23 protein-coding genes are annotated in these 23,648 nt (G+C 54.6%); 1 reads left to right on the top strand and 22 read right to left on the bottom strand.

Features of this window, described 5'->3' with window-relative positions:
- Positions 1-8 precede the first annotated feature (8 nt).
- The 3 genes from DZE2538_RS07195 to DZE2538_RS07185 all read right to left on the bottom strand — a co-directional run bounded on the left by DZE2538_RS07195 (position 9) and on the right by DZE2538_RS07185 (position 4,776).
- Positions 9-824 carry an arylamine N-acetyltransferase family protein gene (locus DZE2538_RS07195; protein WP_038915965.1) on the bottom strand — a complete coding sequence of 272 codons (816 nt, stop codon included), beginning with the start codon at positions 822-824 and terminating at the stop codon, positions 9-11.
- Positions 825-1,039: 215 nt separating this feature from the next.
- Positions 1,040-3,415, bottom strand: a complete 2,376-nt coding sequence (locus tag DZE2538_RS07190; protein ID WP_038915964.1) for a glycoside hydrolase family 31 protein — start codon at positions 3,413-3,415, stop codon at positions 1,040-1,042.
- A 62-nt stretch (positions 3,416-3,477) separates the two neighbouring features.
- Positions 3,478-4,776, bottom strand: a complete 1,299-nt coding sequence (locus DZE2538_RS07185) for an MFS transporter (protein ID WP_019846120.1) — start codon at positions 4,774-4,776, stop codon at positions 3,478-3,480.
- Between the two features lie 300 nt (positions 4,777-5,076).
- Between DZE2538_RS07185 and DZE2538_RS07180 the strand changes: the two genes are divergently transcribed.
- Positions 5,077-6,150 carry a LacI family DNA-binding transcriptional regulator gene (locus tag DZE2538_RS07180; RefSeq protein ID WP_019846119.1) on the top strand — a complete coding sequence of 358 codons (1,074 nt, stop codon included), beginning with the start codon at positions 5,077-5,079 and terminating at the stop codon, positions 6,148-6,150.
- An 81-nt stretch (positions 6,151-6,231) separates the two neighbouring features.
- Here the strand turns inward: DZE2538_RS07180 and DZE2538_RS07175 are convergent, their stop codons facing one another.
- The 19 genes from DZE2538_RS07175 to fabD form a co-directional block, all read right to left on the bottom strand.
- Positions 6,232-6,771 (bottom strand): glycine zipper 2TM domain-containing protein, encoded by a 540-nt coding sequence (locus DZE2538_RS07175; RefSeq protein ID WP_019846118.1) that lies wholly within the window; start codon positions 6,769-6,771, stop codon positions 6,232-6,234.
- A 340-nt stretch (positions 6,772-7,111) separates the two neighbouring features.
- The gene (locus DZE2538_RS07170) at positions 7,112-8,419 is read right to left on the bottom strand and encodes an NAD(P)/FAD-dependent oxidoreductase (protein WP_019846117.1); all 1,308 of its coding nucleotides are present in this window, start codon (positions 8,417-8,419) and stop codon (positions 7,112-7,114) included.
- A 294-nt stretch (positions 8,420-8,713) separates the two neighbouring features.
- Positions 8,714-9,256 (bottom strand): alpha/beta hydrolase YcfP, encoded by a 543-nt coding sequence (gene ycfP / locus DZE2538_RS07165; RefSeq protein ID WP_038913734.1) that lies wholly within the window; start codon positions 9,254-9,256, stop codon positions 8,714-8,716.
- Positions 9,257-9,289: 33 nt separating this feature from the next.
- Positions 9,290-10,315, bottom strand: a complete 1,026-nt coding sequence (gene nagZ / locus DZE2538_RS07160; protein WP_071603571.1) for a beta-N-acetylhexosaminidase — start codon at positions 10,313-10,315, stop codon at positions 9,290-9,292.
- Between the two features lie 57 nt (positions 10,316-10,372).
- On the bottom strand, positions 10,373-11,227 hold the full coding sequence (locus tag DZE2538_RS07155) for a phosphotransferase (protein WP_038915962.1): 855 nt from the start codon (positions 11,225-11,227) through the stop codon (positions 10,373-10,375).
- Positions 11,205-11,798, bottom strand: a complete 594-nt coding sequence (gene lpoB, locus DZE2538_RS07150) for a penicillin-binding protein activator LpoB (RefSeq protein WP_023640131.1) — start codon at positions 11,796-11,798, stop codon at positions 11,205-11,207. The genes DZE2538_RS07155 and lpoB overlap by 23 nt, the downstream gene beginning before the upstream one ends.
- 21 nt (positions 11,799-11,819) lie before the next feature.
- Positions 11,820-12,218, bottom strand: coding sequence for a YcfL family protein (locus DZE2538_RS07145; protein ID WP_050568660.1), 399 nt, complete (start codon positions 12,216-12,218; stop codon positions 11,820-11,822).
- Positions 12,219-12,225: 7 nt separating this feature from the next.
- Positions 12,226-12,576: a purine nucleoside phosphoramidase gene (gene hinT / locus DZE2538_RS07140; RefSeq protein ID WP_038915961.1), complete on the bottom strand. Its 351-nt coding sequence runs from the start codon at positions 12,574-12,576 to the stop codon at positions 12,226-12,228.
- Between the two features lie 114 nt (positions 12,577-12,690).
- Positions 12,691-13,752, bottom strand: coding sequence for a malate/lactate/ureidoglycolate dehydrogenase (locus DZE2538_RS07135; protein WP_038915959.1), 1,062 nt, complete (start codon positions 13,750-13,752; stop codon positions 12,691-12,693).
- Positions 13,753-14,058: 306 nt separating this feature from the next.
- Complete coding sequence (ptsG, locus tag DZE2538_RS07130; protein WP_019846109.1) at positions 14,059-15,492, bottom strand: PTS glucose transporter subunit IIBC; 1,434 nt, start codon at positions 15,490-15,492, stop codon at positions 14,059-14,061.
- A gap of 327 nt (positions 15,493-15,819) precedes the next feature.
- Entirely contained in the window at positions 15,820-16,614 is a 795-nt protein-coding gene (locus tag DZE2538_RS07125; protein ID WP_038913729.1) for a metal-dependent hydrolase, read from the bottom strand.
- Positions 16,615-16,632: 18 nt separating this feature from the next.
- Positions 16,633-17,643, bottom strand: coding sequence for a DNA polymerase III subunit delta' (gene holB, locus DZE2538_RS07120; RefSeq protein WP_038915958.1), 1,011 nt, complete (start codon positions 17,641-17,643; stop codon positions 16,633-16,635).
- Positions 17,644-17,650: 7 nt separating this feature from the next.
- Positions 17,651-18,295 carry a dTMP kinase gene (gene tmk, locus DZE2538_RS07115; RefSeq protein ID WP_038913726.1) on the bottom strand — a complete coding sequence of 215 codons (645 nt, stop codon included), beginning with the start codon at positions 18,293-18,295 and terminating at the stop codon, positions 17,651-17,653.
- Positions 18,285-19,319 (bottom strand): endolytic transglycosylase MltG, encoded by a 1,035-nt coding sequence (mltG, locus tag DZE2538_RS07110; protein WP_038915957.1) that lies wholly within the window; start codon positions 19,317-19,319, stop codon positions 18,285-18,287. Before mltG ends, tmk begins: the two co-directional genes overlap by 11 nt.
- A 6-nt stretch (positions 19,320-19,325) precedes the next feature.
- Positions 19,326-20,129 (bottom strand): aminodeoxychorismate lyase, encoded by an 804-nt coding sequence (gene pabC / locus DZE2538_RS07105; RefSeq protein WP_019846104.1) that lies wholly within the window; start codon positions 20,127-20,129, stop codon positions 19,326-19,328.
- A 125-nt stretch (positions 20,130-20,254) separates the two neighbouring features.
- Positions 20,255-21,493, bottom strand: coding sequence for a beta-ketoacyl-ACP synthase II (fabF, locus tag DZE2538_RS07100; protein ID WP_019846103.1), 1,239 nt, complete (start codon positions 21,491-21,493; stop codon positions 20,255-20,257).
- Between the two features lie 81 nt (positions 21,494-21,574).
- Entirely contained in the window at positions 21,575-21,811 is a 237-nt protein-coding gene (acpP, locus tag DZE2538_RS07095) for an acyl carrier protein (protein ID WP_012765204.1), read from the bottom strand.
- 154 nt (positions 21,812-21,965) lie between these two features.
- Complete coding sequence (gene fabG, locus DZE2538_RS07090) at positions 21,966-22,700, bottom strand: 3-oxoacyl-ACP reductase FabG (protein WP_019846102.1); 735 nt, start codon at positions 22,698-22,700, stop codon at positions 21,966-21,968.
- 14 nt (positions 22,701-22,714) lie between these two features.
- Positions 22,715-23,644 carry an ACP S-malonyltransferase gene (gene fabD, locus DZE2538_RS07085; protein WP_038915956.1) on the bottom strand — a complete coding sequence of 310 codons (930 nt, stop codon included), beginning with the start codon at positions 23,642-23,644 and terminating at the stop codon, positions 22,715-22,717.
- Positions 23,645-23,648 lie beyond the last annotated feature (4 nt).

The raw sequence follows: 23,648 nt of genomic DNA, 5'->3' as shown, positions 1-23,648 counted from the left end.
CTGACGACTCAGGTCACAGCGGCACTAAGGCGCTCAAACCAGCGCTGGCTGTCATAACCGTCCGTCAGCACAATCCCAAACTGCTGTTGCAGACAATCCAGATAATCACGATGACTGCTGATAACACGCTCGCTCTTCTGGCCGTGCCGGGTGACAATCAAGCGGTTATTAGACAGGGTTAATCGCCCTTGTGCCGTTACGCGGGTGCAAAGCGACTTGGTGGTAAATGGCGATAATGGCGAGGTTTGATGGTAGTGCGCCATCCCGGCGTAGTCTGCCAGTTGGTAAGCGTGCAGCGTAAACTTGTATTGCGGTTTCCAGTCGTTATCGCCAATCCGCTGCTGCAACTGATAGCCTCCCTCCACCGCCACGACCTGATAGTGGGCAAACGCTTCACTCGACACCTCACCCGACAGTGGCACCGGCACACAGAATGAATCCCCAAAGCTGATATCGGCAATGACGGACGCTTGCGGCAGCGTCACATGTAAAAACAGATGATCGAAGGGCTGCCCATAGTGACCATCATCGTTCCACACCTGACCGGCCAACAGGTGTACCTCAAACCCTAACGCCTGCAACAGCAAATAAAAGCCGTAATTAAGCTCGTAACAAAACCCGCCACGCCGGTCATCAACGATTTTTCGATAGATAGCAGACGGATTCAGGTGTATCGGTTTTCCGAACACCACATCCAGATTTTCAAATGGAACATGCGTGAGGTGGGCAAGATGAAGGGTGCGCAGTTGTAAAGCCGGTTCCGCAGGCAAAGCGCTGACGCCAATGCGCTGTAGATAGCGTTGAACTTCCGAATTATTCAGCATATGTCTTCCCGGTGCCTGAATAAAAGCCAACACACCCGCAACTCGAATTATTTTGGGTAGATAGCTGTAGGCATCATTGGCAATGTGCTATCGATAATACCCCTTCGCTGTCTATTGATAAACGGAACTCACTATTCGACTGACAATAAAGCGATAGCGGTCACGGCACCCTGCCGACAGAGGAGACTGCCGGCAGGGCCTACCCCACGCTGCGGTTAGTTCCGGGAAGGCAGTGTGTACTGCGTGGTGCGCTCGCCATTAATGTACAGCACGCGTTGCTCATCTGGTGGCAACTGCACGGTCAACTGCCGCCACGCCGGTACAAACGCCCCTTCCGGGTAGAAGGTCACGTCAATACGTCCGGCGCTGCAACAGAGCTCCCAACGCAGCCACAACGCCTGTCCATCACGCCAGCGGTGGGTTTCGCCGTCATCTTCAAACAACAGGCCCTGACGTGTGCCATTCCCCATCAGCGGGAAAACTAGCATGGTGCGTTGATCGTCGCTCTGCGGGCTGACAAAATCGGTACGCGCCGACATCGGTATCATGGCACCGGCCCGGACCAGCAGTGGTAAACGTTCCAGCGGCGCATCCAGCGTCACCGTTTGGCCTGCGCTGAACCAGTCACCGCGGTAAAAGTCGTACCAGCCATCGCCATTGTCCGGCAAATACACCTGACGCTGACGTTGCCCCGGCTCCACGACGCTGGCGACCAGCAGGTCTTTACCGAGCATGAAATCGTCACTTTCCTCAAAGGTGCGCGGGTCATGCTCATGATCCAGAAACATCGGGCGTAGCATCGGCTCGTCGTCCGTATGGGCCTGCCAGAACAAGGTATACAGGTACGGCAACAGTCGATAACGCAACTGAATGGCATCACGGATAATCGGCGTGACCGCCGGGTACATCCAGGGTTCGTTAACCGTGGCGTCGTCATTCCATGAGTGAATGGTAAAGCGCGGATGCATCACCCCGTTTTGTACCCAGCGCACAAACAGTTCGGCGTCCGGCTTATTACCGGCAAAACCGCCCACATCATGCCCGACGTTATACAGGCCAGACAGGCTCATACCGACGCCCATGCGGGTGTTATAACGTAGTGTCTGCCAGTTGGTGCGGTTGTCACCACTCCAGGTCTGCACATAACGCTGCATACCGGCGCTGCCGGAGCGTGAAATCAGGTAAGGACGTAGCTCAGGCGCGAAGCGCTGCTGCGCCTCCATAGACGCACGCATCATCAGCAGCGGCATCAACGGGCGAATATGCTTGATGGCAATCGGCTGCCCAAAGCCATGACAGCGCGCCTCGCCATCCCAGACTTCGAATTCGTTGTTATCGTTCCAGGTTGAATCAATGCCTTTTTCCAGCAATTGCCGGGTGACATTTTCCTGCCACCAGGCAACGGTGTCCGGATTGGTGAAATCCAGATGGGAGCCTTCATCGTCCCAGAAACTGGAGCGTTCCGGGTTATCCGATTCTGAATCACGCACAAACAGCCCCTTCGCGGCCACTTCCTGATAGCGGGGATGATCCTGCAACAGGCAAGGCTTGATATTGGCAGCCAGATGCAGCCCCGCGTCATGAAACGCCTGGCTCATCTGCTCCGGCTGCGGCACCTTGTCGTAGTTCCAGTTAAACACGTAGCGCTTATTGCCGATCGAGGTGTACCCGGACGAAAGCTGGAAAGAATCACACGGGATAGCATGCTGACGGCACAATTCAATGAACGACAACAGCTGTTGCTGGGCATCCGGCGCATCGGTGTAATGCATGGTAGACCCACTGTAGCCGAGGCTCCATTTAGGGCCAAAGTAGGTTTTACCAGTCAGCCGCACAAAGGCTTTGGTCACATCCAGGATTGCCGGGCCGAGCAGGAAATAGTAATCCAAATCCCCGGCCTCAGCCTGATAGCGACGGTAAGCCAGATGGTAGTTATCAAGCTCGTTACCCAAGTCCAGCCAGGTGGAACTGAGGTTGTCATAAAACACGCCATAGCTGACACCAGGCTGGTTCACAATGGTGAACGGCAGGTGCTTATACAGCGGATCGGTGCTTTGCGCGTTATAGCCCATCGCATCCAGATTACGGAATTCAAAGCGACGACCGGCGCGGTTGAGATCCCCGGCTTTTTCGCCCAGACCGTAGCAACGTTCCTGTGGTGTACGGCGCTGGTAGTGCGCCACACCATCACCGTGACGGTTAAGCAGATAAGCACCGGTTGGCCGGTCAGAAGCCAGCGGTTGCCAGTTCCCCTGCGCATCACAGTGTTCCCATGACAACCACAGCGGCTGGTGTACCGTCACCCGCAGTTGCGCGGTGCTTATCTGCAACGCATCGCCTTGCCAGGATAAGGTATACCCCGGTAAGGCAAAGCCGTCGCTGCTCTCGCGCACTCGCCCCTGCCAGGGGACATCCTGCTCTGGTGCGATACTCCAGGTACGGTTCAAGCGCAGTTCATCATCCTGCTTAATCAATACCCGCATTAACCCCGGCGCCAGCACATACAACATAAAGCGATGCGCGCCGTCCACCAGCAACTCAACCCGATCCTCGGCCTGATGGTGCAATACCCAGTGTTTCAATGTCTTCATAACATCACTCGTCTATTCGAAAATTCTGTCTATGCTGAAACGTTGTTAATACCAAAACGTTATCAATGTGCGCGCTGACGACGCTCGGCAATGAACGCCACCAAAAACAGTGCGCCAAACAAATCAAAAAAGCCCATCGCCACAAACAGTGGATTAAAGCCAATCTTGTCGGCAGTCACACCAATCAACAACGAAAACAGGAAACTGGCAATCCAGGCGCTGGCACCACGCATGCCGTTAACGGTCGCCATTTGGCCTTTATCGAACGAATCCACCACTACCGCGCTCAGCATGCAGGAAATGATCTGGTGACCAAACCCGCCGATGGAGATCAAAATGATGGCCAGATAAGGGTTTTGGGTCACGCTGACCAGTGCGAGCGACAGCATCAGGAACGCGCCGGTCACCGAACTGCCCACCACGGAATTAATCCGCGAACAACCAAACCAGCGCGTGTAGAGCTTGGTCAGGTAACCACTGGCAATACTGCCAAAGTCAGCAGCCAGAAACGGCAGCCAGGCGAACATGGCGATCTGTTTCAGATCCATACCGCGCTCTTTCGCCAGATACAGCGGCACCCAGAAGCTCAACACCGCCCAGGCAGGTTCGGCCATAAACGCCGGAATGGCGATACCGTAGAAACGGCGGTTTTTCAGCACCGTTTTCATGGCGGTGAAAAAGGGTTGTTTCACCGGTGCCGGTTCGTTGTCCTGACGGATAAATGCCAGCTCGGCTTTACTCAGGTGCGGGTGCTTTTCCGGGTCATGGTAAAACAGCCACCACAACACCACCCAAAGCATCGCCAGCACCCCGGCAAAAATGAATGCGCCCTGCCAGCCCAACAGCGAATGAGCAACCACGATGATCGGCGGAGCCAGCATCGCTCCGATGGAAAAGCCAACACCCGCCCAACCGGCAGCGACAGGCCGTTCCTGACGAGGGAACCACTCGCCAATGGTTTTCGCGTTGGCCGGTGTGGCGGCAGCCTCAGCGCCCCCCATCATAAAACGCAAGACCGCGAGCTGAACCCAACTGCCTGCACCGGCATGCAACAGACACATCAGCGCCCAGATAACCGCGCAAATCATGAAGCCCATCTTTAAGCCGATGACGTCGATAAGCCATCCACATAACGGCTGAAATATGGTGTAAGCCAATTGGAACGCACCGACAATCCAGGAGTATTGTTCGGTGGTAATGTTTAAAACGGTTTTTAATTCAGGTGCCAGTATACCCAGTGAATTACGGGTGATGTAATTGACGGTGACGCCAAACAGAAATAACGCCAGAACCCACCAGCGTAATTGTTTGAATTTTCGTTTTTCATTCACAACGGGAGAGGAATTAACGTCGAGACTCATGGTGATCTCCTTACAGCGGATGTCGGTGAATACCTGTCGGCACACACCATCCTGATGTTCTAATATTCAGATTTTTATAAAGTTTTATGTCTTTTAAATTCATTTTTCCGGCGGAAGATGGCCGGAAAAATCGCGACAGATTCAGCGTAAGGAAATAAAAAAGCGGGAGATACTCACTTTTTTGCAACTATTTTCATGATAACGTCATTACCCGCTGTTTTGGGTCATTTATCTCCGTAAAACCGCCCCTCTTCTGCTTATGAAAATTTTTTCATCAGCCAAATTGAGCAGGATCACAAAATGAAAAAAAACCTCCGGATCCGCGATATTGCCCTGCAAACCGGTTTTTCCGTCAGTACCGTTTCGCGGGTGCTGGCGGGTAAATCCAACACCAGTGAAGAAGCACGGATGCGCATCCTCACCGCCGCCCGGCAATACGGTGTAATGGATAACCTGGCGACCGGTCGTTTATTACTGAATAGCCTGACGGTATTCGCCCCGGAGCGGGCCTTTAACAGCCGGGCCGACATCTTTTATCACAAGGTATTGCAAGGGGTGCAGGAGTCGCTGGACCCGCATGATGTCCGCCTGCGTTACTGCGGGCTGGCGGAAAACGACAGCGATGCCTCTCTCTTTCTGGAAAAAATGTCCGCACCGGAAACCGAAGGCGCGATTTTGATCGGTATTGATGACCCGTATATCCACGCGCTGGCGGCCGAATTGAATAAACCCTGCATACTGGTGAACTGCTTTGATCACAAAATGAGGTTGTCTGGTGTCTCACCTGCGCACCAGCTTATTGGCGAATTCGCCGCTAATTACTTGATTGAGCAGGGACACCGCCAGATCCTCACCCTGCTCTGCCTGCGGCGTTATACCATGGAGTGGCGACTGATGGGGATCCGCGAGGCGTATCAACAGCATAACCTGCCGTTTAGCGAAGAGCGCCACCTGCTCACTCCCCGCGGTTTCGGCAGTGCAGAAACGGAACAAGCCGTCACCGAGTTTCTGGCTACCTGCCCACGGGAGCAGTACCCTACCGCGATACTGGCAGGTGGCAACTTCATCGCAGTCGGTGCGATTAACGCGCTGCATAAAGCAAAGTTGCGGGTACCACAAGACATATCGGTGATGAGTATGGACGGTGCCAACCTGGCGGCGGTGCATGACATCCCGCTCACCTCGATACTGATTCCATGCGAAGAATTGGGCCGGGAAGCCGTCAGATTATTGCAACTGCAGTTGATGCAACCGGGTCGCGGTCACGGCAATCTGTTGCTGAACGGTACGCTGGCAGTGAGAAGTTCGGTCAAGCGTATTCGGCCAAGTCAGCGCCACTCGCCGGTACAAGACACGGATTTATACGATGCCTGATGAGGGGTAGAAACCGGTAGGATTTCATGGCTTCAGGCCCGCCATACCGTCAGGGTGTGGTGGGCCTGTCGGTCTGGCGCATCAACTGGACTGATTGATGACTAACTGACCGTTGCTGTCGAGTGGGATACGGGTACCAGGGTCACGATCCATCCTGATTTTGCCTTCCTGATCGCCAATCTTATAAGTGACGTCATAGCCCAGCACTTTTTGTGATTTGTCATACACCGTTTGGCAGCGTTGCTGCGTAGAGGTAGTGACATCACTGTCCTGCATATTCCCCTGCACCTGATTACCGGCATAGCCACCGGCCAGCGCACCGGCGACCGTTGCCACATCGCGTCCGCGTCCACCACCGATCTGGTGCCCCAGCACGCCGCCTGCCACCGCCCCCAACAGTGAACCGGCAAGGCGATTTTCATCCTGCACCGGCTGACGGTGCGTCACCGTCACATTACGGCATTCCTGACGCGGCGTTTTCACCGTTTCTTTGATGGGTGTAGCTGTCAGCACCTGTGCAAACTGCGGTCGGGATGCGAACACATCCAGACTGGCGACAGCGGCCACGCCCAGAGCAGCCGCCATACCGATACCTACACCCGCTAACATTGACTTGTTCACAGGAAACCTCCTGAATAAATAATCACGCACCGTCCATCTCGTCTTACATGACGGTTTGTCACCGACGGATGACTGACCCGAGAGCCCCGCTTGCGGGGTGCGGCGTGTGCGCGACGCCGCCTGATGCGATGAAGTCTGCCGAATCCCTTCGATACTCTCAATCGGATTACTACCTTAAAAGGGAGGCACAGATAACAAAACTGTCACATTTGAGAGTTTTCTTACCTTAAGTTGGTGTTAGTGCAATATTTTGTTCTGAAATAAGTACGGTATGGCGGGGAATAGCAGGTTACCCGCCGGACAGCGGGCAACCTGAAGGCAAGGCTGGATAGTGTCAGCCTTAGTGCAGTTTGAGACGCGGGCGGATAACCCGGTTGATGCTCCCGACCAGCATCATCAGGCCGGTCTTGAGGTAGCCATGCAACGCAATCTGATGCATACGGTAGAGCGAAATGTAAACGAAGCGGGCGATGCGCCCTTCTACCATCACCGAGCCACGCATCAGGTTCCCCATCAGACTACCGACGGTGCTGAATTTGGATAATGACACCAACGAACCATGGTCTTTATAGACATAGGCTTTTAGCGGCTGACCATTCATCAAGGCCAGAATGTTGCTGTAACAACGTGACGCCATTTGATGCGCCGCCTGCGCGCGCGGTGGTACCACGCCGCCGCCTGGCTGAGGACAGGACGCACAGTCGCCGATGGCGAAAATCGCCGGATCACGCGTAGTCTGTAACGTCGGCTCCACCACCAACTGGTTGATGCGGTTAGTTTCCAGACCCGCAATCTCCTTCATCGCATCCGCCGCTTTGATACCCGCCGCCCATACCATCAGGTCAGCGTCAATAAATTCGCCGTCCTTGGTATTCAGACCGCCTTGCTCAGCGCTGGTCACCATGGTTTTGGTCAGAACGCGAACACCGAGTTGGGTCAATTCATGGTGCGCCGCCGCAGAAATACGCGGAGGCAGGGCTGGCAGAATACGCTCACCGGCTTCCACCAACGTCACGTTCAGTGCCTGATTGCTGAGGCTGTCAAAACCGTAACTGTGCAGCTGTTTGACCGCGTTATGCAGTTCAGCAGACAGCTCCACGCCGGTGGCTCCGCCCCCGACAATCGCGATATTGACCTTCTCTTTTTCGCCCTGAGAAGCGGAGAATTTGAGGAACAGGTTGAGCATTTCGTTGTGAAAACGGCGAGCCTGTTTCGGGTTATCCAGGAAAATGCAGTGATCTTTGACACCAGGGGTACCAAAGTCATTGGAGGTGCTGCCCAGCGACACCACCAGAATGTCGTAAGGCAGTGAACGGGCCGCGACCAGCAGCTCCCCTTGTTCATTGCGGATCTCAGCTAACTGGATAGTACGCTGTTCACGATCAATATCGGTCAGCATACCCAGTTGGAAATTGAAATGATGATGGCGGGCATGCGCCAGATAGCTCAGCGCATCCATGTCATCATCCAGCGAACCGGTCGCCACTTCGTGCAGCAGCGGCTTCCACAGGTGGCTGTGATTACGGTCCACCAGCGTAATTTCCGCTTTATTCTTGCGACCGAGTTTACGCCCCAGGCTCGTCGCCAGCTCCAGTCCGCCGGCACCGCCGCCGACAACCACGATTTTCTTGATTGGCAATGATGTCAAAATGACCCCCTGAAAATTTGTGAACCAATAGTTAATAAAGAGTAAAGAAATAATATCCTTAAATTACATATGGTTATAAATGATTGAATGGGATATTTGTCATGAGAATATCATGTAAGGTCATTTGGTCATACCAAAATTGATTTAAATCAATTTACTTTAGTTACAGATAGTCAGCCTGAAAAATTAGATATTGATAACCAATGGGTTAGCAAAAGAAGTTGGCAGAAGAAAAACAGGCTGCCAGACCCGCACTGAGCGGCTCCGGCAACGATAGAAAGCGGCAGGAAGGGATCAGCCTAAGGATTTAAAGGCTTTGATGCGCTGCAGGTGTGAAGAAATATCGCGGAACTTATGGCCTTCGATGTCGTTCCAGATGATTTCGTAATACTCGCCCAACAGGCGGGCGCTGCGCTGGTTGTCCAGCATGTCGTCATGACGTGATAAGACCACCATACAGCGATCGCGGTTTTTCTCACGGAAATTCTCTACGCATTTGGTGGCGATATCAGCGTACTCTTCCGGGCGATCGATTTTGCCAGCCATATTCTCTTGCGGGAACAAATTAGGGTTGAACATGACCTGACGGATATCGCACAGGAAGCCAATGCGTTCAGCCCAGAATCCCCCCAGCCCGACGCCGCAAATCAACGGGCGATTATCCTCATTGGATTGCAGTATCTTGTCGACTTCCCTGAGCAGATGCTGCATATCATGACGCGGATGCAGGGTGCTGTAGCTCACCAGTCGGACATCCGGGTCGATGAACTGCAACTGCAGCACTTTCTCATGATTACCCGGACTGCTTGAATCAAAACCGTGCAAATAGATGATCATCTGTGCCTTCCCTCCAGCCTTGTTTAGCGGTGATTAACCGGCGGCTTTATGTGCCTGCCAGCGTTCACTCAATGCCGTCAACTGCGACGTCGCCTGCTTCCAGCGCGATGAATTCAGCAGTTCCCGACGCGTGATCATTCCCCGATGATAGAGCGTCTCCAGCCCCGGTACTTTGACCACCGACAGATTATCCAACACGCTGATGGCTCCCTGGCGCTGATTGCAGACCAAAATCATGTCGCAGCCAGCGTCCAACGCGGCCTGGGCACGCTCAGCGTAGCCGCCCATCACCGCCGCCCCTTCCATCGACAGGTCATCCGAGAAAATAATGCCGCCGAATCCCAATTCCTGACGCAACACCTGTTTCAGCCAGTACGGCGACCCGCTGGCCGGGCGAGGATCGGCATCACGGTAGATAACATGCGCGGGCATGATGGCATCCAACTGCTGTCGGGCAATCAACTCCCGAAATACACGCATATCCCGTTCCCTAATCTGCGCCAGCGGCCGGTTATCCTGAGGCGTTTCCTTGTGGGAGTCCGCCGTGACCGCACCGTGTCCGGGAAAGTGCTTACCTGTCGCTTTCATACCGGCGGCACGCATACCCGCAATAAAATGCTCCGCGACGGCCAGCAAGGTATCCGGGTCGTCGTGGAAAGCACGATCGCCGATTGCCGCACTCTGATGTCCCACATCCAGTACCGGCGCAAAGCTGATATCAATGTCGAGGGTGATCATTTCCGCCGCCATGACCCAGCCCGCTTCTTGTGCCAGTTGCTGCGCCTGCTCCAACGGATTCAGTGCAGCAAAAGACTGGGCAGCCGGTAATGAAGTAAAGCCGTGACGAAAGCGTTGCACCCGGCCGCCTTCCTGATCGACAGCCACCACCAACCGTTCACGCGAGGCACGCCGCATCTGGCGGACTAATTCGGTCAACTGGTCAGCATCGTGAAAATTGCGGCTGAACAGGATAACGCCCCCTACCAGCGGGTGCGCCAGCACCTCACGATCTTCCGCGTCCAGCTCGTAGCCAGCCACATCTAACATTAACGGACCCACAAAAACCTCTTCTTGTTAATTGCCATCAGCCTGATGGCCGCAAAACCTGCCATGGCGCTACCCGTCTGCCCGACGCAATGCGTCGGCGGTCTGACGGTAGCTCTGCTCACCGGTTTGCCGCCAGCGGACTTCGAACCACATTAAGACCAGGTAATCCGCCCAATATTGCCAGCGTGCCACCTGTTGCCGCAACGACGTCAGTGACAAACCACGCCAGTGACGGCAGTAAGCCTGTAAAAAATCCTGCTGCTGTGTCGCATCCAGCTCACATCCCCGAAACAACAACGCCAGCTCCAGCCCAATGTCGCCGTCTGCCGCATACTCCCAGTCAATCAGCCGCCAGCCCGCCGTGGTACACAGCAGATTGCCGGGATGCACGTCCAGATGCAGCGGTGCCAGCAATAGCGGTGCGGGTAACGGCCTGTCAATAAGCCACTGACAGGCGCGCTTCAACTGCGGTGAACGTCGGGCCGGGTCCATATGCAGCCAGTGATGTGCTATCAAACGTTTCAACGCCAGCGGATAACCGTAACGCGGCTGGTGATGCAAGCGCGCTATTAACGCCGCCAGCCGTCCTTCAGTGAGCAATTGCGAAAACTGACTGGCATCTACGTCAGAGCCTGCCAGCCATTCGGCTAACAACCAGCCATCACGCCAGCATATCGGGCGCGGTGCCAGCGCGTGTCCGCTCAGCTGACGCAGCACACGGAACTCACGCTGGCGAGAGGTGCCTAACTGCCGCCCTTGCGGCGTTTCGCCACGCGCCAGCCAGATCCCCGCCGGGGACTGCACGCGCCAGCTCTGCTGGCTAAGGCCACAGACCGGCTGCAAATGAAAACCGGCGGTGGCTACCGCCGGCAGAGCCTGCTGCAACAGCGCCTGCAACGCTTCACTGCTGGCGAACCGAGCCATTACCGGACCAGACTATCTCACCGGTCTGCACCAGCATCAGTTGCATCGCCAAATCAGGTGATTTGACATCACCACTGGCATCAGCGTACAACACATACTGCGCACCGACGTAACGGGCCAACCCTACCGCTTTGCTCCGCGATTCGAGGCTATCTTCTTCGGACAAACCTAGCGATTGCCGGGCTACACCTAACTGCTCATGCGACACCATCGTAAATTGTCCCGATGCGGCCAACGCGTTATATAACGCCGTGGTCGCCTGCGCAGACGGTAGCGAACCATTAGTGTTATTTTTAATCTTGTTCACCAACAGAATACTGCCTTTCGCAATACCGTCTGTTTTCACCATCTGCCCGACCAGCGGCGTGACCGCAGCAGACCAATTGAGCACCGGCACCTGAATTTTCGGCGGTGTCGGCAACGGCTGACTTTCTGATGGCGGCAACGTCGGTTTCACCGGCACAGGTGGCGCGACAGGTTCGATCGTCGCCGGTTGTTCTGTTTGCGGCGCGCGGCTGCTACAGCCTGCGATCACCAGCGCCATCAGCACGATGCCAAGATATTTTTTCATGTCTGTCCTCTCAATCACGCATCAGAGAAAAAGATAAAGCCGTACCTGGCTGGCTGCCGGATTAGCATGCGTGGCCACAAGGGAGATATCCGTATGGGCAGGGATCACCACCGTCTGGTTGGTACCCAGCGGCGGCACGTCCAGTCCCTGACGATCATACCAATAAAATTGATAGTGCAGCGTTACCGGCTGTGTAGACGTATTGCTGACACGCGCCGAGGCCTGCTGACCTGCATTGTCACGTGACAGCGACGGACTGGCAGCACGAATGCCCACAGCCAGTACTGCGGCATCCAGCACCAATGTCTGTTTGGAATTAATGTTCAGACTGGCCGTCCTGCTGCATCCGACAAGTGACATCCCCAGCAGCAGGGCGACCAAGATGCCCGGTAACACGCTTTCGGGTAATACCTTACGCATGACCGTATCAACCAGCCAGCAGCGGCCCCAGCGGGCGACCGCCCAGCAGATGCATATGAATGTGATACACCTCCTGTCCACCGTGGCGATTGCAGTTAATGATCAAACGATAGCCGTCATCCGCAATGCCTTCCTGCTGCGCAATCTTACCCACGACCGTGATCATTCGACCAAGCGCGGCCTCGTGCTCTGGCGCGGCCTCATTCACCGTGGGGATCAGTACATTCGGTACAATCAAAATATGGGTGGGAGTGCGGGGTGCGATGTCGCGAAAAGCCGTCACCAGTTCGTCCTGATAAACGATATCGGCGGGGATTTCCCGACGAATGATCTTACTGAAAATGGTTTCTTCAGCCATAACACAGTTCCTTTAAAAACAAGCGCTCTTGCGCGAAGCGGCTTGCAGTATGAGTGATAAATCTAATGCTTTTCAACTCTCTTTGTCAGCGTATGCTATGCCTTAAGCAAGGTATTACGCTGCAAAAAATGCCGCTGACATCCCCAACGAGCACCCGGCATCGGTAATTTTCCGCCACTCACCTTCGGAAATGACGATACCATCAGCCAGACGTTGCACACGCGCCTGACGCTCAGGCTCTCCGGCAATCAGGATCGGCGCGGACGAGTCCGGCACGCGCGACGCACGCACATAAGCCAGCATGGCATCATACTCCTGTTGCAACCATGACATGCCCACCAGCTTCGTCGGATCGATCAGAATCGTGGTCATGTTGTTTACTATCGCGCCTTCGCGCGGGTTACCCGGATGGATAGTGCCGCCGCCGGACAAAATGCCCGCCAGTAATTCCGCGGCCAGAATCAGACCGCCGCCTTTGTGGCGCGCGATCGGTAGCAGCGCACCGGTTTGCTCCCCTTCCCACATGACTCGCGGATCCGCACTCGGATGTCCATCACGGTCCAGCATCACCGGCTCATCAAAGGTTTTCCCCGCCAGCCAGGCTACGCGTGTCTTACCCAGCGCCACCACACTGGTGGCAAAATCCAGAATAAAGTCGGGGTTGTTGTCACTGCCCGGGAAGGCGATACAAATGGGGTTGGTGCCAAAGCGTGCGTCACTGCCGCCAAACGGTGCTACCAGCGGTGCAATATCACTGACATTAACGAAATGAATCGAAATCAGGCCAGCCTGCGCCGCCATTTCACCGTACGTCCCGATCCGTCCCAGATGGCAGGTTGACGATAACGTCATCAGGCACACGCCGGTGGTTTTCACCCGCTCAATCGCCGCCTGCATCGCCTCACGGCCGGTTCGTTGCCCAAACCCGCGATCGCCCGCAAACTGCAATACCGCACCGCCGTCCTGTACCAAACGGGCCGGGGTATTGGGGTGCATGTTACCTGCGGCGATAAAACTGACGTATTCCGGCAACATGCCGACCCCGTGGCTATCGTGCCCCTTGAGATTCGCGCCAACCAGATGGTGCGCCACACACTCAGCCTCATCATGCTCGCACCCGGCATGACGTAACAGTTCATACGCTATCTGCGTCAAGCGCTCAGATGAAATCTGCATCCTGTTCCCTCTGAAAAAGTGATGTTGTGATACGCCGCTGATGGATGATGTTGTTATTCCAACGATATGGTTATTCAGGGCGGCGTTGGTTATCGCGCTACCGGTGATGATAAGCCAACGGTTACATGACACGCGGCAGCGTCAATCATCCTACTGCTGAATATCCTGTGAGGGGAAACGATTCTGTTCGGTCGGGTGGGAATTTAAAGGCACAATATCGATGGCAATAAAAAATCGGCAGCAATAAAAAAGGGGCCGCAGCCCCTTTCGTCAACTCCCTGTCATCCGTCAATGGCGACGGACCTTTCAGTGGTTGCGGATGTAATCATCCATATCGGTTTTCAGGTTATCGGACTTGGTGCCGAAGATAGCCTGTACACCGGAGCCAGCTACCACCACACCTGCCGCGCCCAGTTTCTTCAACTCGGCCTGGTCAACCTTGGACACATCACCCACGCTAACACGCAGACGGGTAATACACGCATCCAGGTTAGTGATGTTTTCTTTACCACCGAATGCCGATACCAGCGACGCGGCCATTTCAGAACCGCCCTGAGCAGACTGCTCGGATGCAGAATCTTCACGACCTGGGGTTTTCAGGTCCAGCTTGGCGATCAGCACGCGGAAGATGGTGTAATACACCACGGCGTAGCACAGACCCACAATCGGGAACAACCACAGTTTGCTACCGTTACCGCTCAGTACAATGAAGTCGATCAAACCGTGAGAGAAGCTGGTGCCATCACGCATACCAAGCAGAATACAAATCGGGAACGCCAGACCAGCCAGAATAGCGTGGATGACGTACAGGATCGGCGCTACGAAGATGAAGGAAAACTCGATAGGTTCGGTAATCCCGGTCAGGAACGCAGTCAGCGCAGCGGAAATCATGATACCGCCCACTTTGGCGCGATTTTCCGGTTTAGCCGAATGCCAGATAGCCAGTGCAGCCGCAGGCAGACCATACATTTTGAACAGGAAGCCACCTGACAGTTTACCCGCCGTCGGGTCACCCGCCATATAACGCGGGATGTCGCCGTGGAATACCTGACCTGCCGCATTGGTGAACTCACCAACTTGCATCTGGAACGGTACGTTCCAGATATGATGCAGACCAAACGGCACCAGGCTACGTTCAACGATACCGTAGATACCGAATGCCAGCACCGGGTTCTGGTAAGCCGCCCATTTAGAGAATGTCTGGATCGCGCTACCCACCGGCGGCCAAATGAACGACAGCACCACACCGGTGATGATGGCGGTCAAACCAGAGATGATCGGCACAAAACGTTTACCGGCAAAGAAGCCCAGGTACTCAGGCAAGCGAATGCGGTAAAAACGATTGAACATGTAAGCGGCGATCGCACCGGCGATAATCCCACCCAACACGCCGGTATCGGCCATGTGGTTAGCGGCGATATCAGCCGGGGACATGTGCAGCACCAGCGGTGCTACCACTGCCATGGTTTTCACCATGATGCCGTAAGCCACTACCGACGCCAGCGCCGATACACCGTCATTGTTGGTGAAGCCCAGTGCCACGCCGATGGCAAAAATCAGCGGCATATTGGCAAAAACCGAATCGCCTGCCTGCGCCATCACGCTGGAAACAATCGTCGGCAACCAGCTAAAGTTGGCTGACCCGACGCCCAGCAAGATACCGGCGATAGGCAGCACAGACACTGGCAGCATCAGCGATTTACCTACTTTTTGCAGGTTTGCAAATGCATTCTTGAACATAATAGAGAGTGCTCCTGAGTAATAGTGCTTCTACTTCTGATAGTTTCTGACAGTTCACCTGAAGGTGGGGAGGTCATCCTTCACGCGGTCGGGATGTGATATGCATCCTCATTAATTTTTACGCAGAGTAAAATAAATGTTGCATCAAATGTTTGATAGCAGTCACGTTTCAAATCATGGAAAACCCACGTTACTATCAGAAGTCTTATAGTTTGTGATCTAACGCCAAAAATTAGCCCTACCACCGTGCAGAAAACACTGCAAATGGCAGGGATTATTAGCGATTAATTACGAAGCAAAAAAAAACTCGCGTATTCTCAACCAGGATCAGGCCCCGGTCAACCGTGCTGAATCAATGTGGAACAGACGGGCGAAGTTTTCAGTGGTGGTGGATGCCAGCTTTTCAAGACTGACATTTTTGAGAACAGCCAGATATTCCGCGACATCACGCACGTACGCGGGCTGGTTTTCCTTGCCGCGATAGGGAACCGGTGCCAGCCACGGTGAATCGGTTTCAATCAATAGCCTGTCTAACGGCACATAGCGCGCGACATCTCGCAGCGCCTCGGCATTACGGAAGGTCACAATCCCGGAAAAAGAAATGTAGAACCCGAGATCCAGCAGTTGCTCCGCTGTTTCCTTATCCTCGGTAAAACAGTGCAGTACACCACCGCACTCATCGGCTTTTTCTTCGCGCAGGATAGCCAGCGTATCTTCACGCGCAGAGCGGGTATGCACGATAACGGGTTTGTTCAATTCCCGGCCGATGCGAATGTGTTCACGAAACGACGCCTGCTGCGAAGAGACGGTATCTTGCTGATAATAGTAATCCAGCCCGGTTTCACCCAATGCCACCACCGACGGCAACGCCGCCAGTGCTCGCAGTTCAGCGAAATCATACGGTGTTTCCTGGCTGAGTGGGTGCACCCCGCAGGAAAACGCCACATCGTTACGATCGCCAATCAACTCGGTCATCGCACGAAACCCAGGTAACGTGGTGGCTACCGCCAGAAAAAAGCCCACATCACGCTCACGTGCCTTGTTCAATACATCAGACACATCACGATGCAGGGACTGATAATCCAAACCATCAAGATGGCAGTGGGAATCGACTAGCAACATAATCAGGACTTCCGGTATTCAGGAAAAAGGTGACGGAATCGGCAGCGTAGGGGACGACAATACCGACTCCCACGTCAACAACAGTTCCGTTAATAACAATTCGCGGTTAACGCCAGTCACCGACACCAGTTGGTGCCGACACTGTAGCCAACACCGCAGACTGGCATGCAAGCGGGCATCGCCACATTGTGATGACAGTTGCGCCACTAATGATGCCTGATCCTGGTTGGTTCGTTGGCCAGACGCCTGATAGCGCCATTTCAGCGCATCCAGAAACACAGTGCTGACCCAGTGAATTCGGCGTTCGGCATCATCATGATTCAAGACGGGCAACAGCGTCAGCGCATCGCCCGATTGCAGGCTTTGGCTTAACTGCTGACAGACCGACTGACGAGCCTTCCAGTGGTCAGGTTGCAGCAACGCCTCCGCTGCCAGCGGTGCCCCTGCCGACAACCTCAATGCGGTCTGTAATGCAATTTCATCAGCGTATCCGCGCGTACGCAGCCACTGCATTCCTTGTACCTCAGTCGGCACATCCAGATATAAATGCAAACAGCGGCTGCGCAACGTCGCCAGTAACTGACCCGGTGCCCGGCACCCCAACAGGAAATAGGTGTGTGCTGGCGGCTCCTCCAGCGTTTTCAGCAACGCGTTGGCTGCCGCTTCAGTCAGGCTTTCCGCCAAGGGTAGCCAAACTACCTTGGCCCCTCCCTGCCGCGAACGCTGGTACACCGGCTCCAGTGCGTCACGCACCGCGTCAACCCCCAGACTGTGTTTCCCTTTCTCGGGGCTGAGGGTGTGCCAGTCAGGGTGGGTTCCCGCGCTCATCAATTCACAAGAGTGGCAACGTCCGCAACTTTTAGCCCCCTCCGGCTGCTGGCACAGCAGCCATCGACTGAAGGCATACGCCAGCGACGCCTCCCCCATCCCCTCGATAGCCTGCAACAACACCGCATGATGACCACGCTTTGCCTGATGCGACGCCAGTAACTGTCGGTAAGGGGCATTCAGCCAGGGATACCACTCCATCAACGACTCACTCCCCTCGCCCGGTCAGCTGCTGCAACCAGTCACGGAGTACCCGACGAATATCAGCGTTAACCTGCTCCAGCTCGCGAGAGGCATCCACCGTCACAATACTGTCGTCGGCTGCCGCCAATTGCTGATAGCGGGCTCGCGTACGCTCGAAAAACGTCAGCGACTCCTGCTCAATGCGATCCAGCTCACCACGCTGGCGGGCGCGTTTTAGCCCCAGCTCAGGTGGGATATCCAGATAAAGCGTCAAGTCAGGACGAAAAGTGCCCAGCACCGTATCTCGCAATGACGTCATCAAGTGAGGGTCCATTCCCCGACCACCGCCCTGATAAGCCTGGGACGAGAGGTCGTGGCGATCGCCAACCACCCAGGCACCACGCGCTAGTGCTGGGCGGATCACGTTCTCCACCAGTTGCACGCGAGCGGCGTACAACATCAGCAATTCTGCTTTGTCCGTGAGCTTTTCTTCTGCCACACCCTGTTTGATCAGCGTACGCAATTTTTCCGCTAATGGCGTACCGCCGGGTTCACGGGTAAAAACGATATCGTCAATGCCAAACTCACGTAGCGTTGCTACAACCACGGCATGAGCACTGGTCTTACCCGCCCCTTCCAGGCCCTCAATCACAATAAATTTACTGTTCATTCTTTTCCTTTCCGGCGGCCGCAGCCTGCGCGGAACGATATGCCTGCACGGCGCGATTATGATCGTTCAGATTCGTGGTAAACGTATGACCACCTTTACCATCGGCCACAAAATAGAGATAACTGGTTTTGGCCGGATGCGCTGCCGCTTCAATCGATGCCTTGCCCGGCATGGCGATAGGCGTTGGCGGCAGCCCGTTAATCACATAGGTATTGTACGGTGTGGCTGCTTCAAGCGCACTGCGGGTAATCACGCCGTTATAGCTCTCGCCCATGCCGTAAATCACCGTTGGGTCAGTCTGCAAGCGCATCCCTATTCGCAGGCGGTTGATAAACACCGACGCCACCAGTGGCCGCTCCTCGTTAATGGCGGTCTCTTTTTCAATCAATGACGCCATCACCAGCAGTTCTTCCGACGTTTTATACGGCAGGCCGTCATCCCGTGCGGTCCAGGCATCATTAAGTATTTTGGTCATCCGCTGGTGCGCCCGCTGCAGAATCGACTTATCACTCATCCCAGCGGTATGGAGGTAGGTATCTGGATAAAACCACCCTTCAGGGTTCGGTTTATCTTTCAATCCTATCGCGTCGGCAATCTCCTGCGGGGTTTTATCATCCAGCGTGTGCCGCAGATACGGTGCCGACTTCAGCGTTTCCAGCCAGTCTTTCAGGCGAGACCCTTCCACAAATCGCAGCGAAAACTGTGCTTCCTTGCCACTGGCCAGCAATGCCAGCATATCGCGCACGGTCATGGCAGGCGTCAGTCGATAGGTTCCGGCTTTAAACGTCGCCAGTTCCGGCTCCAACTGTAGTAGCCAGGGAAACCAGTGACTGTCGTCGATAATATGCTGTTCTGTCAGTAATTCTTTCAAGCCTTCACGATTCGTGCCAGCAGGGAGAGTAAAAATGGTTTCCTGTTTGATGATAAGCGGCGACGCAGCGAAGTGTTGTATTTGCCGCCACCCGCTCCAGACAACCACCGCCAACAGAACAATAATCCCAAGACCCCACTTCGTTCTCTTCATAACCCATCATGACTCACAGTTAGGGCTCAGAAAGTCGTATAACTCTCGTGAGCGATAACGCCAGATGTGCGCCTGATTCACGGGTATCACCGGCATCAGCGCATTACACACCAGCACTTCATCGGCATCCGCCAACGTTTCCAGAGGCTCCGACACCACATGGAGTTCAAACGCAGAGGGCTGCAACAGCGCCATAATATGTCGACGCGCCACACCGTCAACACCACAAAGTGAGATATCGGGCGTAAAAACCCGCGATCCCTTACGCCAGAATAAATTAGCGGCACAGCATTCCACCAGCGCCCCGGAGGTGTCAAGCACCAGCGCCTCATCAGCACCGGAGCGTTCAAGATGCGTGCGAATCAGTACTTGCTCCAGTCGGTTCAAATGCTTGATACCCGCCAGCCACGCATTTTGCGCCAGCGGTACCGGGCTGAGCGCCAGCCGGATGCCATCCTGACGCCAGTTGACGTAATGCTGTGGGTAAGGTGCCTGCATCACGATCCGCACCGGTTGGTGACAGCCCGCGGTGCTGTAACCACGACCACCATGACCCCGGCTAATGATGACTTTTACTACGCCATCCGCACGGCCTGCTGCCGCTTGTTGTATTTCATCGCGCAAACACAGCCAGTCAACTTCAGGCAACAGCAATGTTTCCGCCGCCTGCTGAAGCCGCTGAATATGTCGATCCAGCCATACCACCCGCCCCGCGACGACTCTGGCCGTAGTAAAACACCCATCGCCAAATTGTACACTGCGATCTGATACCGGCAGTTGTTGTTCCGCCTTTCCGTCAACCCACCACATAGTCGCCTCCCCGGCCAGAGTGCAAGCCTGTCAATCGCCGGGGTGTCCGGCAAGCGGCAATACTCCTATTTTTGCACAGACGAAAAAAAACCCGGCATAACCGGGCTCTTTATTAAAGCATTACATCAGACTTTTCGGAACACCACAGAACCGTTGGTACCGCCGAAGCCAAAGGAGTTACACAAGGTGTATTCCATATTGGCGACCTGACGCGCTTCATGCGCCACAAAATCCAGATCACAACCCTCATCAGGGTTATCCAGATTGATGGTCGGTGGAACGGCATTATCACGCAACGCCAGAATACAGAAGATTGACTCTACCGCACCCGCGGCGCCCAGCAGATGGCCTATCATCGACTTGGTCGAACTGACCAACACACGGGTATCTGCACCAAAAACGGATTTCACCGCCTGCGTTTCGGCCTTGTCACCCGCTGGGGTAGACGTACCGTGTGCATTGATATAACCCACTTTATCGGTGGTAATGCCTGCATCACGCAACGCGTTTTCCATTGCCAGAGCGGCTCCGGCACCGTTTTCCGGTGGAGAAGTCATGTGGTAGGCGTCGCTGCTCATACCAAAACCGACGATCTCGGCGTAAATTTTCGCGCCGCGTTTTTTGGCATGCTCATACTCTTCCAGCACCAGAACACCGGCACCATCGCCCAGCACGAAGCCATCGCGATCTTTATCCCACGGACGGCTCGCAGCCTGTGGATTCTCGTTGCGGGTCGACAGCGCTCGCGCTGCGCCAAACCCGCCCACGCCCAACGGCGTACTGGCTTTTTCAGCCCCGCCGGCCAACATAACATCGGCATCGTTATACGCGATAATACGCGCAGCGTGGCCGATGTTATGCACACCAGAAGTACATGCGGTGGCAATCGAAATGGTAGGTCCACGAAGACCAAACATGATGCTCAGGTGCCCGGCGACCATGTTAACAATGGTAGACGGCACAAAGAACGGACTGATTTTACGCGGGCCACCATGCACCAATGCGCCATGGTTTTCCTCGATCAGCCCCAGCCCACCAATACCCGACCCGATAGCAGCCCCGATACGACTCGCATTAGCTTCCGTTACCTCAAGGCCTGAGTCCCGCATGGCCTGAATGCCTGCTGCAATTCCGTATTGAATAAAGGCATCCATCTTGCGCGCTTCTTTGCGCGAGATGAAGTCTTCACTGTTAAAGTCCTTTACTAAGCCAGCAAAACGCGTTGCATAGGCACTAGTATCGAAATGATCAATCAGGCTGATACCACTCTGACCGGCAAGCAGAGCATTCCAGGTTGACGCTACTGTATTGCCGACAGGAGATAACATGCCCAGACCAGTCACAACTACTCGACGCTTAGACACGCTGATCCTCCAGGGAGGGAAAAAATGATACTGAGGTAGAAGAAAACTTAGGCGGTCGAACGACCGCCTAGATATGTTCGATTACTGCTGATTAGCCTGAATGAAATCGATGGCTGCCTGAACAGTCGTGATTTTTTCAGCTTCTTCGTCTGGAATCTCGGTATCGAATTCTTCTTCCAATGCCATTACCAGCTCAACAGTGTCAAGAGAATCAGCGCCCAGGTCATCAACGAAAGAGGCATTGTTCACGACTTCTTCCGGCTTAACACCCAGCTGTTCAACGATGATTTTCTTAACGCGTTCTTCGATAGTGCTCATACTCTTAAATTTCCTATCAAAACTCGCTTTCGCGATGGTTTTCGTAGTGTATAAAATGTTGAAAAAGATGCAACAAAATCAATACTGGTCAAACCAAGATTTTGTGCTTTTTGCAGTTTTCGCTGTAAATTAACGCAAATTACGGTGCTACTTATCAGATCATATACATGCCACCATTGACATGCAATGTTTCACCGGTAATGTAGCCCGCCTCATCAGAGGCTAAAAACGCCACAGCACTGGCGATTTCTTTTGGATCACCCAGACGGCTGGCAGGAACACCCGCCAAAATGCCCGCCCGTTGTTCCTCGGTCAATGCCCGGGTCATATCGGTTTCAATGAAGCCAGGCGCGACGACGTTGACAGTAATACCGCGAGACGCGACTTCCTGCGCCAGCGACTTACTGAAACCCACTAACCCTGCTTTAGCCGCGGCATAGTTAGCCTGCCCCGCGTTACCGCGAGAACCAATTACGGAACCAACAGTAATGATGCGGCCAAAACGTTTTTTCATCATGGCACGTAGCACAGCTTTTGACAGGCGGAAAACCGAACTCAGGTTGGTATCCAGCACTTCCTGCCAGGCATCGTCTTTCATGCGCATCATCAGATCATCGCGCGTGATACCGGCATTGTTTACCAGAATATCAATATCGCCGAACGCTTCTTTGATGCTGGCCAAAACGCTTTCAATCGAGGCGCTATCCGTAACGTTTAACGCGTAGCCTTTGCCTTTCGGCCCCAGCCATTCGCTAATATCCGCCGCCCCTTTCTCACTGGTGGCGGTACCGATCACGGTGGCGCCACGAGCAGCCAGCATCTCGGCAATCGCACGGCCAATGCCTCGACTTGCGCCCGTCACCAGGGCAACTTTTCCTTCAAAATTCATTATCTTCACCGTTTTTACTGTTCAAGCGCTGCTGATAAGGAAGCAGGATCATTAATCGCCGTCGCCGTGAGGCTGTCGACGATTCGTTTGGTCAGCCCGGTCAATACTTTACCAGGACCAACTTCCACCAGGGTTGATACCCCCTGAGCGGCTATATATTCGACACACTCCGTCCAGCGGACCGGGCTGTGTAGTTGACGCACCAGTGCGCTGCGGATAGCCTGTGGCGCGGATTCCGCACTCACATCCACATTATTGACCACCGGTACCTGCGGTGCATTGAACGTCACCGCCTCCAGCGCTTGCGCCAGTTTATGGGCTGCGGGCTCCATCAGTGCACAGTGTGATGGCACGCTAACCGGCAATGGCAATGCGCGTTTCGCACCCACTGCTTTACAGGCAGCGCCCGCACGCTCAACCGCTTCTTTATTACCGGCGATAACAACCTGCCCTGGCGAATTGAAGTTCACCGGCGAAACAACCTGACCTTGCGCCGCGTCGGCACAGGCAGTGGCAATCGCGTCATTATCGAGACCGATGATCGCGTACATTGCGCCCGTACCTTCCGGTACCGCTTCCTGCATCAGTTTACCGCGCAGTTCAACCAGGCTAACCGCCTGTTTGAAATCCAGTACCCCTGCGCACACCAGCGCGGAATACTCGCCCAGACTATGGCCAGCCATTAATGTCGGCTGTGGGCCACCCTGTTGCTGCCAGACACGCCAAAGCGCTACGGATGCGGTCAGCAGCGCAGGCTGGGTCTGCCAGGTTTTATTCAATTCTTCTGCCGGCCCTTGTTGGGAAAGCTGCCACAGGTCATATCCCAGTACGGAGGAAGCCTCGTCAAACGTTTCTTTGATAAGCGGAAACTGTTCAGCCAGCTCTGCCAACATCCCCACAGACTGGGAACCCTGACCGGGAAATACCATTGCAAATTTCGTCATAGTA

It is taken from the genome of Dickeya zeae NCPPB 2538, from assembly GCF_000406165.1.
Taxonomy (GTDB): domain Bacteria; phylum Pseudomonadota; class Gammaproteobacteria; order Enterobacterales; family Enterobacteriaceae; genus Dickeya; species Dickeya zeae.
Note: the sequence above shows the minus strand (reverse complement) of the source record. Positions and strands in the feature narration are given on the sequence as shown.

Excerpts from the sequence above, each read along its gene's own strand:
- DZE2538_RS07195 (WP_038915965.1), bottom strand. The coding sequence starts at position 824 with ATGCTGAATAATTCGGAAGTTCAACGCTATCTACAGCGCATTGGCGTC.
- DZE2538_RS07190 (WP_038915964.1), bottom strand. The coding sequence starts at position 3,415 with ATGAAGACATTGAAACACTGGGTATTGCACCATCAGGCCGAGGATCGG.
- DZE2538_RS07185 (WP_019846120.1), bottom strand. The coding sequence starts at position 4,776 with ATGAGTCTCGACGTTAATTCCTCTCCCGTTGTGAATGAAAAACGAAAA.
- DZE2538_RS07180 (WP_019846119.1), top strand. The coding sequence starts at position 5,077 with ATGAAAAAAAACCTCCGGATCCGCGATATTGCCCTGCAAACCGGTTTT.
- ycfP (WP_038913734.1), bottom strand. The coding sequence starts at position 9,256 with ATGATCATCTATTTGCACGGTTTTGATTCAAGCAGTCCGGGTAATCAT.
- DZE2538_RS07155 (WP_038915962.1), bottom strand. The coding sequence starts at position 11,227 with ATGGCTCGGTTCGCCAGCAGTGAAGCGTTGCAGGCGCTGTTGCAGCAG.
- lpoB (WP_023640131.1), bottom strand. The coding sequence starts at position 11,798 with ATGAAAAAATATCTTGGCATCGTGCTGATGGCGCTGGTGATCGCAGGC.
- DZE2538_RS07145 (WP_050568660.1), bottom strand. The coding sequence starts at position 12,218 with ATGCGTAAGGTATTACCCGAAAGCGTGTTACCGGGCATCTTGGTCGCC.
- hinT (WP_038915961.1), bottom strand. The coding sequence starts at position 12,576 with ATGGCTGAAGAAACCATTTTCAGTAAGATCATTCGTCGGGAAATCCCC.
- DZE2538_RS07135 (WP_038915959.1), bottom strand. The coding sequence starts at position 13,752 with ATGCAGATTTCATCTGAGCGCTTGACGCAGATAGCGTATGAACTGTTA.
- ptsG (WP_019846109.1), bottom strand. The coding sequence starts at position 15,492 with ATGTTCAAGAATGCATTTGCAAACCTGCAAAAAGTAGGTAAATCGCTG.
- DZE2538_RS07125 (WP_038913729.1), bottom strand. The coding sequence starts at position 16,614 with ATGTTGCTAGTCGATTCCCACTGCCATCTTGATGGTTTGGATTATCAG.
- holB (WP_038915958.1), bottom strand. The coding sequence starts at position 17,643 with ATGGAGTGGTATCCCTGGCTGAATGCCCCTTACCGACAGTTACTGGCG.
- tmk (WP_038913726.1), bottom strand. The coding sequence starts at position 18,295 with ATGAACAGTAAATTTATTGTGATTGAGGGCCTGGAAGGGGCGGGTAAG.
- mltG (WP_038915957.1), bottom strand. The coding sequence starts at position 19,319 with ATGAAGAGAACGAAGTGGGGTCTTGGGATTATTGTTCTGTTGGCGGTG.
- pabC (WP_019846104.1), bottom strand. The coding sequence starts at position 20,129 with ATGTGGTGGGTTGACGGAAAGGCGGAACAACAACTGCCGGTATCAGAT.
- acpP (WP_012765204.1), bottom strand. The coding sequence starts at position 21,811 with ATGAGCACTATCGAAGAACGCGTTAAGAAAATCATCGTTGAACAGCTG.
- fabG (WP_019846102.1), bottom strand. The coding sequence starts at position 22,700 with ATGAATTTTGAAGGAAAAGTTGCCCTGGTGACGGGCGCAAGTCGAGGC.
- fabD (WP_038915956.1), bottom strand. The coding sequence starts at position 23,644 with ATGACGAAATTTGCAATGGTATTTCCCGGTCAGGGTTCCCAGTCTGTG.